Source organism: Goekera deserti, from assembly GCF_010685995.1.
Classification (GTDB): Bacteria; Actinomycetota; Actinomycetes; order Mycobacteriales; family Geodermatophilaceae; genus Goekera; species Goekera deserti.
In genome coordinates, this window is sequence record NZ_JAAGWK010000036.1 from 1 (window position 1) to 11,993 (window position 11,993).

The following is an 11,993-nucleotide window of genomic DNA, read 5'->3' on the forward strand; positions in this document are numbered from 1 at the left end:
GTCCCGGGAGAAGCGGGCATGCCGCTTCCACACCGTCTGCCACGGCCCGAACCGCTCCGGCAGATCCCGCCAGGCGACCCCGCACCGGTAGCGGTGCACGATCCCCTCGACCACCTGCCGATGCTCCCGATACGGCCGCGACCGTCCCCTGACCTGCGGCATCAGCGGCTCGATCACCGCCCACTGCCCATCCGTCAACTCAGCCAGCGGCGCCACGCCCAAGATCATGCCCGACCCCCACAGACTTAGGAGACATGCCCTAGGTCGGCGAAGGACGCATTGGGGTCAGAAAGCAGCCGAACGAACGCGGCACCGATCCGAGGGCTCATCGGTCGACTCCGGCGCAGCGGTCGCCGCATCTTAACGGCATCGATGAGCCAGACGCCGGACACGCGTCGGGCCGGTAACCGCCCAGCCTGGGCCAGTGCTTGGACTCGCCGCACAGATTCCCCGAGCCAGGAAGCGGCTTCGGAGACGCCGATCTCCATAGACGTCTGGGCGATGCCTTCAGGGTCGTCAAGGAGGGTCCCGCCAGGCTTGGCGGACTTACTGAGCCGAACACGTACCTCACGCGTCGCGCTGAAGACCGACCCCTGCTCCATCGAGACCCACGACCACGGTGGACTTGTTCCACGGCATTCCGTCCGCTGCCAATCCGTGGATCTCGCAGACGTCTCCCCAGGCGGTGGGGCGGATGACGGCGTCGGTTCGTTGGTGAAGGTGCCCGCGCCAGACATGCCGGGGCCGCACCGCGTCGATGACCGACTGCACCCGTGCTGAGTGCGAGTCGGACCGAGCTAGGTCGTCCCTGGCCCAAGCCCGGGGAGCCCGGTCCCACCACTGCCCGGGCAGGTCACCGAGGGCAACGGCAGCGGCCTGCGGGCGATCGTGGGAGACGACGACGTCCGCCGGTCCTTCGCCGGCGATGCGCGTGGCCTCCTCGGAGGTCAGCTCTTCCTCTGGTCACCAGGAGTACCCCTCGGTGCGCAACTGTCGGTCCACTGACACCGCGCCGCCCACCGCCAGCCAGCGGTGCTCCTCTCCGCTCGGCAGCAGCATCAGGTTGCTGCCGGAGACGCCTTTGATGTGGTGAGCCATGTGTCTCCTCGGGGTCAGGCGGACAGGCCCAGATCGGCCCAGACGTCAGCATCGGCGAGCGCGGTGACCACCAGGTGGACCGCCACCGCCGGATCGACGCCCATCCGCTGGGCCCACAGCACCGACGGGCACTCATCGACGCACAGCGTGTCGTCGGACAACTCCAGGTAGGTGCCGTCCGAGTCGCGGAGGAGCAGATGCCACAGGTCGACGTCGGGATCCTCGAAATCCCCATACAGGGTCTCCACCATCGGCACCAGGACCAGCCGGCGGCCGTCGGCGAGGAGCACCTCGGCCGTCGTCAGATTCCCGAAGGTGCCGCATTCGGTGAGGAAGTCCGCTCGTCGAAGGTGCTCAGCCGCCTCGGTCGCCACGACGTCCTGGGACATCGGCACGGTGGGGGCGAACGGCTGCACGCTGATGGGAGAGGTCGTCGGCACGTGAACTCCTCGGATGGGGTGAAGGGGACGCAGCGACAGTGCCGGGTGTCTCCGACAGAACCGGGTGCTCCGGGGGCAGCGGAGATCCCGAATCACCCGATCGAGCGACAAGGAGTCACCTGGCGGCGCGGGGGCGCCCCTCCAGCGGCAACTCGCCTGCAACGTCGATCCGGTCGATCCAGCCGTCCAGCCGGGCAAGTCCCTGGCGCAGGAGCAGGCCTTGCGGCGCGTTACGGGCAACGTCCCCCGCGGCGGGGTTCTCCGGGCAGGGAGCCAGGGCCACCTGCGAAGAAGGCGGGTCGCACAGCGCCCGCCACTCCTGAGCCACGGCAGTCATCGCCGTGACAGCGTCGGTGTTCCCACCGGCGGCGAGCACGGTGCGGTGACCGCCCTCCTGCCCGACGACGACCGGCCGCCACGGGCCGAAGGCCGGGCCGAAGGTGCGGTAGACCGCATTGAAGTCCTGCGCCGACACAACCGGGTAGTCGGCGGCCGCGAGCGCCCAGAGCGTCCGTTCGGTCAGGTCGTCCATGGCTGTTCCCTTCCTCATGGGTGTGCTGCCCGATGGCGCACCCAGCGAACTTCGGCAATGAGGGCTCGGACCTTGAGCTCTCCGGGGCCGCATCTCAGGCGGCGGGAGCGAGACGCCCGAGTCCGGCCTCATCACCCGATCGCGGGAACATCGGACACGCGGCTGCCCCCACCGGCTGGGCTTTGCTCAACTCGTAGGGCTGATGGGGAACGGGCTCGTAGTCCCCGCGCCGCCTCCAAGGCACCAGCGCGTGATGCGCGAAACCCAGAACCGCCCATGGCGGCTCCTCCTCGTGGCCCTGCGGGCGGCCGACGCAACGGCGTCTGCCGCGAGTTCCACCGCCCCACCGTGCCTGATGGGGAGCCAGGGGACCGGTTCGATGCCCGGCCCGGCCGGCTCAGTCGGCGGGCTGCTCCTCGGCGGTGTTCGGCAGGCCGGGCCCACCCGGTCCGGGGTCCTCGTCGGCGGCGAGCTCGTCGAGCACCACGTCCAGCACGCGTACCGCCCCGGCCTTGTCCAGCGGGTCGTTGCCGTTGCCGCACTTGGGCGACTGCACGCAGGACGGGCAGCCGGACTCGCACTCGCAGCTGGCCACGGTGGCCCGGGTGGCCCGCAGCCAGGTGCGCAGCACCGCGTGGCCCCGTTCGGCGAAGCCGGCACCGCCGGGGTGGCCGTCGTAGACGACGATCGTGGCCGCGCCGGTGTCCGGGTGCATCGCGGTCGAGACGCCGCCGAGGTCCCAGCGGTCGCAGGTGGCCATCAGCGGCAGCAGGCCGATCGCGGCGTGCTCGGCGGCGTGCAGCGACCCGGGCAGGCTCACGCCGTCCAGCTCGGCGCGGGTGACCGCGCGCTCGTCGAGGGTCAGCCACACCGCCCGGGTGCGCAGCTGGCGGGCCGGCAGGTCCAGCGGGAACTCGGCCAGCACCTCGCCGGTGCCCGCGCGCCGCCGCTGGTAGGCCACGACCTGGTTGGTCACGTCGACCACGCCGGTGTGCGCGGTGACCGTGCCGAGCCGGCGGGTGGTGTCGACCGAGACGATGCCCAGGTCGGTCACGTCCCGCGCGACCGTCGTCCACTCCGGGCTCTCCGGGTGCACCTGGGCGCAGGCGTCGTCGGGGTGGAAGTCGTCCACCACGAAGGTCTCCCCGCGGTGCACGTACAGCGCCCCGGTGTGCACGGTGGCGTGCGCGGCGTCGCCGTCCACCGTGCCGAGCAGCCGCCCGGTGCTGCCCTCGATGATCGTCACCGGCTCCGCGCCGCTGCCCCGGATGTCCACCTCGGGCCGGCCGCGGCCGGCCCAGTACCAGCCGGTCGGCCGGGCCCGCAGGTCGCCGGTGGCCACCAGCGCGGCGACCTGTGCCTGCGCGGCCGCGCCGCCGAAGGTCTCCAGCTCGTCGGCCTGCAGGGGCAGCTCGGCTGCCGCCGCGCACAGCTGCGGGCCGAGCACGTGCGGGTTGGACGGGTCGGTGACGGTGGCCTCCACCGGGCGGCCGAACACGGCGTCGGGGTGGTGGGCCAGGTAGTGGTCCAGCGGGTCGTCGCGGGCCACGAACACCACCAGCGACTCCCGCTCGGCGCGTCCGGCCCGGCCGGCCTGCTGCCACATCGACGCCAGGGTGCCGGGGTACCCGGCCAGCACCACCGCGTCCAGCCCGGCGATGTCGATGCCCAGCTCCAGGGCGTTGGTGGTGGCCACCCCGAGCAGCTCACCCCGGGAGAGCTGGCCCTCCAGCGCGCGGCGCTCCTCGGGCAGGTAGCCCCCGCGGTAGGAGTCGACCCGGCCGACCAGGTCCGACCGGCCGCGGGAGTGCAGCACCCGCCGGGCCTGCTCGGCCACCGACTCCGCGCTGCGCCGGGAGCGGACGAAGGCCAGGGTGCGGGCGCCCTGCTCCACCAGGTCGGCCAGCAGCCCGGCCGTGTCCGAGGCGGCGGAGCGGCGCAGCGGGGCACCGTGCTCGCCGGTGTGCTCGGTCAGCGGGGGCTCCCACAGCGCGAACGTGGCGCCGGGGCGGGGTGAGCCGTCCTCGGTCACCGCCGTCACCGGCGCGCCCACCAGCCGGGTCGCGGCCACCTCGGGGTCGGCGACGGTGGCCGAGGCCAGCACGAACACCGGCTCGGCGCCGTAGCGGCGGCAGATCCGGCGCAGCCGGCGCAGCACGTGCCCGACGTGCGAGCCGAACACCCCGCGGTAGGCGTGGCACTCGTCGACCACCACGTAGGCGACCCGCCGCAGGGTGCTCGACCAGCGCTGGTGGGCGGGCAGGATCCCGCGGTGCAGCATGTCCGGGTTGGTGACGATCCAGCGCGCGTGCCGGCGCACCCAGTCGCGCTCCTCGCCCGGGGTGTCGCCGTCGTAGGCCCCCGGGCGCACCGACGGGTCCGCGAGCGCGGCCACCGAGGCCAGCTGGTCGCGGGCCAGCGCCTTCGTCGGGGCCAGGTAGAGCACGCAGGCCCGCGGGTCCTCGGCCAGCCGGCTCAGCGCCGGCAGCTGGTAGGCCAGCGACTTGCCCGACGCCGTCCCGGTGGCCACGACGACGTGCTGCCCGTCCCGGGCCAGCTGGGCCGCGCGCACCTGGTGGCTGAACGGCCGGTGCACGCCCCGCTCGGCGAGCCGGTCGACCAGCGCCCGGTCCACCCACTCCGGCCAGGGGGCGGTGCGGCTGCTGCGGGTGGGCACCCGGTGCACGTGCGTGACCGGGTCCGCCTCCGGGTCCGACCCGGCCAGCAGCGCGGCCAGCAGCTCACCGCCGGGCAGCGCCTCCGGCCCGTCCCACGCCACCGGGTCGCCGCCGACCGGGGCGCGGGCGGGTGACACCGATGTCATTCCCCCACTGTCACACCTGGGAGGCGGTTCGTGTCGGTCGAGCGCACGCCCACGGCGTGGGACCGGGCGTCTGTGAGCGATCTCGCAGGGGGCGGACGGGGCCGTCCCGGCGGCCTGACCAGCCCTGCGACCGACCTGTGGAGACCACCCGAGCCTGTGGACGACGGCCCCCACGGACGTCGACGGTCTCCCTAGCGTCCCCGGCGTCGGTCTCACCCGGAGACCGCGGCGCCCGGGAGGCACCGTGTCCGACCCCCTCACCGTCCAGCTGGACGTCCTCGACGGCCTGGCCGCCGAGCTGACCGCCCTCGGGGCCGAGCTCGCCGACGACGCCCACGTGAGCACCGCCTGCGGCACCTCGCTGGGGTGGTCCCTGGACGGCGGGCCCGGCGCGGAGACCGCCGCGGTGGGTCACGAGTGGGGCACCGTGCTCGGCCTGCTGGCCGGCCGTGCGACGGAGGTCGGGGCGACCCTGAGCGCCGCCGTCGCCGGCTACCGCGCCCTGGACCGGTCGGCCGCGGAGCTGGTGGCCGGCGCCCGGGGCCGCTCGGCGGTCGCCCGGTGAGCGCCCCGGTCCCGCTGTCGGCCGTGCTCACCTGGGACGTCGTGCAGCTGCGCAGCTCCGTCGGCACCCTGGACCTCGTCGCCGGCCGCACCGGCGCCTGGCGCCTGCGGCTGGACGCGGTGACCCAGGAGCTGTCCCGCGCGGTGTGCTGGTCGGGCCCGGCGGCGTCCGCGGCCGCCGGGGTGCTGGTCGAGCTGTCCACGGTCACCAGCGGGGTGGAGCAGTCGCTGGTGCCGTCTGTCGAGCAGCTGACCCTGCTGTTCACCGCGGCCACCAGCGCGCAGGAGCTGGCGGCCCAGGCGTTCGCCGCGGCCGCCGCCGGCCCGGTCACCCTGCTCGACGACGGCTCGCTGTCGGCGCCACCGCTGCTGCCCGGCAGCGCGATGGCCCCCGACCAGCTGGCCGCCCTGGACGCGATGGCCGACGCCGGCCGGCTCGCCGTCGCCCTGGCCGCGGCAGCCCAGGAGCAGGTCACCCAGGTCGCGGCCCACGCGCGGGGCGCCGCCGACGCCCTCACCCCGCTGCGCCCCGGCGGTCCGGCCGCCGACTTCGCCGACCTGGCCGGCCCCCTGGCGCCGGACGTCGTCGTCCTGCCGCTGCTCCCGCCGCACCACACACCGGAGCAGGCGGCGCGCTGGTGGTCCGGGCTCACCTCCGCCCAGCAGTACACCGCGATCGCCGAGCAGCCGGCTGTGGTCGGCGGGCTCGACGGCGTGCCGGCCTGGGCCCGCGACCTCGCCAACCGGGCGGTCCTGGAGGCGGAGGTGCAGAGCCTGGACACCACCAGCGAGCGGCACGCCACGGCGCAGGCGGTGGCCGCACAGCTGCGTGCCCAGGAACAGGACGGCCGGCTGGTGCAGCTGCACCGGCTGGACCTGGACCAGGGCCTGGTCGGCATCGCGATCGGCGACCTGGACGCCGCCGGCGAGGTCGCCGTGTTCGTCCCGGGCATCACGACCACCGCCGGCGACGACCTCGACGGGCTCGGTGCCGCGGCGGTGCGGATCGTCGGCGCCACGGAACAGGCCGCCCCCGGTGTCGAGGCCGCCGTGCTGGTGTGGCTCGGCTACCGCACCCCGGGCCTGCTCACCGCGCCCTTCCCGTTCGCCGCCGAGCGCGGCGGGCGTGCCCTGGACCGGGCGCTGGACGGGCTGGCGGCGGCACGGCCCGGCCCGGCCGCAGCACGCACCACCGTGGTCGCGCACAGCTACGGCACCACCGTGGTCGACCACGCCGCCGACGAGGACGGCGCCCTGGCCGCGGACGCCGTCGTGCTGCTCGGCAGCCCCGGGGTGTCGGAGTGGACGGCCGGTGGCCTCGAGGTCGACGAGGTGTACGACGCAGCGAGCCCGGCCGACCCGGTGTCCTACGTGAGCTGGTTCGGACAGAACACCTGGATGCCGCTCTGGGGGTCCGAGGGCCTCCCGACCGACATCACGCAGTGGCACACCGAGTACCTGGACGCCGACCGACCCACGCTGGAGGCGATCGGCGAGGTGGTCGCCGGCACCCGCTGACCCGTGGCCACCCGCCGGTCGCGACGCGCTGAGCAGGGACGTCACCGGCGACGGGGAGGCCCTGACCACACGGGGTGATCTCGACCGCAGCGCGGAACACCGTCCGGCGGGAGTCGTTCGACACACCGACGGCACGCCCGCCGGGAGTCCTCGACCGGGCTGCGCCGCCGGTCGTGGCCTACCGTGGCCTGGCCGAGCGGGTGCGCACCGCAAGCGCCCGACCACGCCGGGTCCCACCCGGCGACTGCGACACAGCACCACCGACAGGAGCACCGTGCCCACCAGGACCACGAAGACCGTCCCGACCAGCGACGAGACGAGCGAGGCCGGCACCCCCGCGCCCCCGGCGCGTCGCCGCACGGCAGCGGTCGGTGGCCGGCCGCTGGTCATCGTGGAGTCCCCGGCGAAGGCCAAGAAGATCGGCGCCTACCTCGGCAGCAGTTACGTCGTCGAGTCCAGTGTCGGCCACATCCGCGACCTGCCCCGCAACGCCGCGGACGTCCCGGCCGCGCACAAGGGCGAGTCCTGGGCCCGCCTGGGCGTCGACGTGGACAACGGCTTCAGCCCGCTCTACGTGGTCAGCCCCGAGCGCAAGCAGCAGGTGGCCCGGCTGAAGACGCTGATGAAGGACGCCAGCGAGGTCTACCTCGCGACGGACGGTGACCGCGAGGGCGAGGCCATCGCCTGGCACCTGGTCGACACCCTCAAGCCCAGGGTCCCCGTGCGCCGGATGGTCTTCCACGAGATCACCCCCGAGGCGATCGCCCGGGCCCTCGCCAGCCCCCGGGACCTCGACACCGCACTGGTCGACGCGCAGGAGACCCGCCGCATCCTCGACCGGCTCTACGGCTACGAGGTCTCCCCGGTGCTGTGGAAGAAGGTGCTGCCCAAGCTGTCGGCCGGCCGGGTGCAGTCGGTGGCCACCCGGATCGTCGTCGAGCGCGAGCGGGCCCGGATGCGCTTCCGGTCCGCCGACTACTGGGGCCTGGAGGGCACCTTCCAGGTCGCCGAGAAGGCGGACCCCACCGACGCGGGTGAGCCGGCCCGGCTGTCGGCGACGCTGGTCACGGTCGACGACCGGCGGGTGGCCACCGGCAAGGACTTCGACCCGGACACCGGGCAGACCCAGAGCGACGTCGTCCACCTGGACGAGGCCGGCGCCCGCGGGCTCGCCGCCCGGCTGGAGGGCAGCGCGGTCACCGTCACCCGGGTCGACGAGCGGCCCTACCGACGCCGCCCGTACGCGCCGTTCATGACGTCGACACTGCAGCAGGAGGGCGGCCGCAAGATGGGCTGGTCCTCGGCGCAGACGATGCGGGTCGCCCAGCGGCTGTACGAGAACGGCTTCATCACCTACATGCGCACCGACTCGACGAACCTGTCGAACGAGGCGCTGACCGCGGCGCGCAACCAGGCGCGCGAGCTGTACGGCGACGCCTACGTGCCGGCCGAGCCGCGCCGCTACGCGACCAAGAACAAGGGTGCGCAGGAGGCCCACGAGGCGATCCGGCCTGCCGGCGACGCCTTCCGCACCCCCGGCCAGGTCGCCGGGCAACTGGCCCGGGACGAGTTCCGCCTCTACGAGTTGATCTGGCAGCGCACCGTGGCCTCCCAGATGGCCGACGCGGTGGGCCAGACGGTGTCGGTCCGGCTCGCCGGGCGCTCGAGCACCGACGAGGGTGTCGAGTTCTCCACCAGCGGGCGCACGATCACCTTCCCCGGCTTCCTGCGCGCCTACGTGGAGAGCAAGGACGAGGGCAGCGCCGAGGACAGCGAGGCCGACGACGCCGAGCGCCGGCTGCCCCGGCTGGAGCGCGGCCAGCGGCTGGACACCACGGCGCTGGAACCCAAGGGCCACACCACCCAGCCGCCGTCGCGGTACACCGAGCCGAGCCTGGTCAAGGCGCTCGAGGAGCTGGAGATCGGCCGGCCCTCCACCTACGCCGCCACGATGCAGACCATCCAGGACCGTGGCTACGTGTGGAAGAAGGGTGCGGCGCTGGTGCCGTCCTTCGTCGCCTTCGCCGTGGTCAACCTGCTCGAGCTGCACTTCGGGCCGCTGGTCGACTACAGCTTCACCGCCTCGCTGGAGCGCGAGCTCGACGAGATCGCCGGCGGCAACCTGCAGCGCGTCGACTGGCTGACGGAGTTCTACTTCGGCGGGGACGGCGGGCACGCCGGCGGCATCGCGGCGTCCGGCGGGCTCAAGTCGGTCGTCGGTCAGCGGCTGGAGGAGATCGACGCCCGCGGCGTCAACTCGATCCCGCTGTCGGCGACCGGCCCGACCGGGGAGCCGGTCGTCGTCCGGGTCGGCCGCTACGGGCCTTACATGCAGGCCGGCGGGGAGGACGGCGCCCGGGTGAGCCTGCCCGAGGACATCGCCCCCGACGAGCTGACCAGCGAGAAGGTCGCGGAGCTGCTGGCCGCGCCGTCCGCGGACCGCACGCTGGGCACCGACCCGGACACCGGCGAGACGATCGTGCTCAAGGCCGGCCGCTACGGGCCCTACGTCACCACGCTGGTGCCCGAGGGCAGCAAGGAGGCCCCGCGCACGGCCAGCCTGTTCTCCTCCATGACGCCGGAGACGGTGACCCTGGAGGACGCGCGGAAGCTGCTCACCCTGCCGCGGGTGGTCGGCGCCGACCCCGAGGGTGTCGAGATCCAGGCGCTCAACGGCCGCTACGGGCCCTACATCAAGAAGGGCACCGACTCCCGCTCGCTGGAGAGCGAGGACGCTCTGTTCACCGTCACGCTGGAGCAGGCGCTGGCCATCTTCGCCCAGCCCAAGCAGCGCGGGCGGGCCGCGGCGAAGGCCCCGCTCAAGGAGCTGGGCATCGACCCGGTCAGCCAGGGCCCGGTCACCGTGCGCGAGGGCCGCTTCGGCCCCTACGTCACCGACGGCGAGAGCAACGCCAGCCTGCGCAAGGGCGACGACGTCGAGACGATCACCCTGGAGCGGGCCGCCGAGCTGCTCGTCGAGCGGCGCGAGCGCGCTCCGGTGACGAAGAAGAAGGCCGCCAAGAAGACGGTCGCGAAGAAGACGACCGCCACGAAGGCCCCGGCGAAGAAGGCGACGGCCACGAAGGCGACGGCCACGAAGACCACGGCCAAGAACACCACGGCCACGAAGACGACGGCCACGAAGACGACGGCGAAGACGACCAAGGCTGCGACCACGGCCCGGGGGAAGGCCGTCGCCGGGGACACCGCCGGGCAGGTCCCGGCCGGCAGCTGATAGCGGGCACCGTGATCGGTCCGCACCAGGATCGCCAGACCTGGCAGGAGCACGGCCGCTCCTTCGGCGCCGTCGCCGCCGGCTACGCCCAGCTGCGGCCGGGGTACCCGGCTGACGCGGTGACCTTCCTGCTCGGCGAGCACCCGCTGGACGTGCTCGACCTCGGTGCGGGCACCGGCCTGCTCACCGACGCCCTGCTCGCCGCCGGGCACCGGGTGGTCGCGGTCGACCCGTCGGCGCCGATGCTGGACGAGCTGCGCGCACGGCACCCCGAGGTCCGGGTCGCCGTCGGCGGGGCCGAGGACGTCCCGGTGGACGATGCCTCGGTCGACGCCGTGGTGGCCGGGCAGGCCGCGCACTGGTTCGACCCGGCACCTGCCGCCGCCGAGATCGCCCGGGTGCTGCGCCCCGGCGGACGGGTCGGGTTCGTCTGGAACTCCCGGGACGAGCGGGTGCCCTGGGTGGCCGACCTGGGCCGGCTGCTCGCCGCCGAGGCCCGCGACCACGAGGCCGACGAGGGCGTCGTCGCCTCGTTCGCGCTGAGTCGCGAGCTGGCCGCCCGCGTGGAGACGCACGAGTCCTCCGTCGTCCAGCACCTCACCTCCGAGCAGGTGGTCGGGGGCATCGGCACCCGCAGCTACGTCGCCACGATGGACGAGCCCACCCGGGCGGACTTCCTCGGCCGGGTCCGGACCCTGCTGGCCGAGCACCCGGACACCCGCGGCGCGACCACCCTGGACCTGCCCTACGTCACCCGGTCCTACCGGCTCACGCCCCGCTGACCCGCGCCGGCCGGTGCCCCACGGCGAAGACCCGCCGGAAGGGCAGCACCGTCGTGCCGTCGGGGCGCGCGGGGTAGGCCGAGCGCAGCGCGTCGGCGTAGGCGGCCCGGAAGGCCGCGGCGTCGGCGTCGGCCAGCCGGTCCAGCACCGGGCGCAGCACGGTGCCGGCCACCCAGCGCAGCACCGGGTCCGGCCCGGTCAGCACGTGCAGGTAGGTGGTCTCCCAGACGTCGGCCACCAGCCCCGCCCCGGTGAGCACGTCCAGGTGGACGCCGAGGTCGGGCACCGCGTCCGCCGGTGGCGCGGCCGCGGCCAGCAGCCCGGCCCAGCGCGGCGAGCGGCACAGGTCGGCGAGCAGGGCGTGGGTCGGGGCCCGGTGGTTGCCGGGCACCTGCACGGCCAGCCAGCCGTCCGGCGCCAGGTGCCCGGCCCAGCGGGCCAGCAGGTCCGGGTAGCCCGGCACCTAGTGCAGCACCGCGTTGCTGACCAGCACGTCCACCGGCGCAGCCGGTGCCCAGTCCCGGACGTCGCCGGCGACGAAGTCCACCCGCCCCGCGACGGCGTGCCGGGCGGCGGCGGCCAGCATCGCGGGGGAGAGGTCGACCCCGGTCACCCGGGCCGCCGGCCACCGGGCGGCCAGGGCCGCGGCCAGCGCGCCCTCCCCGCAGCCGAGGTCCACGACCACCGCGGGCTCGATCGCGCCTACCCGCTGCACCAGGTCGGCGGCCGGGCGGGCGCGCTCCCCGGCGAAGCGCAGGTAACCGGCCGGGTCCCAGTCGCTGCCGGTGGAGGGTGCGCCGTCCGGTGCCGTGGGGGGTGCCATGGCGCGTACCCGACCACACCGGCCGGTGTGCCGCTGCGCCGGCCGGCCGGTCCGGTCGGACCTCGCGGGTACCGTCGTCCCGGGCCCGGGGCGTGTCCGGCGCGACCCGGACCCGGCCGCGGGGCCTGCGCGCAGGTCCTGAGCAGCGGGTCGCCTGCCCGGCGGCCCCGCCCGCCG

11 protein-coding genes are annotated in these 11,993 nt (G+C 74.7%); 4 read left to right on the forward strand and 7 right to left on the reverse strand.

Translation table 11 applies throughout. The annotated features are described in order from the left end of the window. From G1H19_RS21130 to G1H19_RS21145, 5 genes are all read right to left on the reverse strand, one after another. Positions 1-216 (reverse strand): transposase (locus tag G1H19_RS21130; RefSeq protein WP_163638869.1); only part of this gene is annotated, 216 nt, incomplete at its 3' end. A gap of 747 nt (positions 217-963) precedes the next feature. Next, positions 964-1,098 (reverse strand): hypothetical protein, encoded by a 135-nt coding sequence (locus G1H19_RS24240; RefSeq protein WP_268895476.1) that lies wholly within the window; start codon positions 1,096-1,098, stop codon positions 964-966. A gap of 14 nt (positions 1,099-1,112) precedes the next feature. Continuing rightward, entirely contained in the window at positions 1,113-1,538 is a 426-nt protein-coding gene (locus G1H19_RS21135; protein ID WP_152729559.1) for a hypothetical protein, read from the reverse strand. A gap of 115 nt (positions 1,539-1,653) precedes the next feature. Beyond that, entirely contained in the window at positions 1,654-2,070 is a 417-nt protein-coding gene (locus G1H19_RS21140; RefSeq protein WP_152729560.1) for a hypothetical protein, read from the reverse strand. 397 nt (positions 2,071-2,467) lie between these two features. Further along, positions 2,468-4,894, reverse strand: coding sequence for a DEAD/DEAH box helicase (locus G1H19_RS21145; protein WP_152729561.1), 2,427 nt, complete (start codon positions 4,892-4,894; stop codon positions 2,468-2,470). Positions 4,895-5,138: 244 nt separating this feature from the next. On the opposite strand from G1H19_RS21145, the gene G1H19_RS21150 reads away from it, so the two are divergent. The 4 genes from G1H19_RS21150 to G1H19_RS21165 all read left to right on the forward strand — a co-directional run bounded on the left by G1H19_RS21150 (position 5,139) and on the right by G1H19_RS21165 (position 10,993). After that, the gene (locus tag G1H19_RS21150) at positions 5,139-5,459 is read left to right on the forward strand and encodes a hypothetical protein (protein ID WP_152729562.1); all 321 of its coding nucleotides are present in this window, start codon (positions 5,139-5,141) and stop codon (positions 5,457-5,459) included. Next, a complete protein-coding gene (locus tag G1H19_RS21155; protein WP_152729563.1) occupies positions 5,456-6,976 on the forward strand; it encodes an alpha/beta hydrolase in 1,521 nt (506 codons plus the stop codon). The genes G1H19_RS21150 and G1H19_RS21155 overlap by 4 nt, the downstream gene beginning before the upstream one ends. A 274-nt stretch (positions 6,977-7,250) precedes the next feature. Then, positions 7,251-10,211 carry a type I DNA topoisomerase gene (gene topA / locus G1H19_RS21160; RefSeq protein ID WP_162392984.1) on the forward strand — a complete coding sequence of 987 codons (2,961 nt, stop codon included), beginning with the start codon at positions 7,251-7,253 and terminating at the stop codon, positions 10,209-10,211. Between the two features lie 11 nt (positions 10,212-10,222). After that, positions 10,223-10,993 (forward strand): class I SAM-dependent methyltransferase, encoded by a 771-nt coding sequence (locus tag G1H19_RS21165; RefSeq protein ID WP_235928124.1) that lies wholly within the window; start codon positions 10,223-10,225, stop codon positions 10,991-10,993. Here the strand turns inward: G1H19_RS21165 and G1H19_RS23670 are convergent. Together G1H19_RS23670 and G1H19_RS23675 are read right to left on the reverse strand one after the other, a co-directional pair. Continuing rightward, positions 10,980-11,456, reverse strand: coding sequence for a class I SAM-dependent methyltransferase (locus tag G1H19_RS23670; protein ID WP_235909579.1), 477 nt, complete (start codon positions 11,454-11,456; stop codon positions 10,980-10,982). The genes G1H19_RS21165 and G1H19_RS23670 overlap by 14 nt on opposite strands. Continuing rightward, positions 11,457-11,816 carry a methyltransferase domain-containing protein gene (locus G1H19_RS23675; RefSeq protein WP_235909580.1) on the reverse strand — a complete coding sequence of 120 codons (360 nt, stop codon included), beginning with the start codon at positions 11,814-11,816 and terminating at the stop codon, positions 11,457-11,459. Positions 11,817-11,993: the final 177 nt, after the last annotated feature.

Bases quoted from the DNA above. Each gene is read 5' to 3' on its own strand.
- G1H19_RS21145 (WP_152729561.1), bottom strand. From the start codon at position 4,894: ATGACATCGGTGTCACCCGCCCGCGCCCCGGTCGGCGGCGACCCGGTG.
- G1H19_RS23675 (WP_235909580.1), bottom strand. From the start codon at position 11,816: ATGGCACCCCCCACGGCACCGGACGGCGCACCCTCCACCGGCAGCGAC.
- G1H19_RS24240 (WP_268895476.1), bottom strand. From the start codon at position 1,098: ATGGCTCACCACATCAAAGGCGTCTCCGGCAGCAACCTGATGCTGCTG.
- G1H19_RS21140 (WP_152729560.1), bottom strand. From the start codon at position 2,070: ATGGACGACCTGACCGAACGGACGCTCTGGGCGCTCGCGGCCGCCGAC.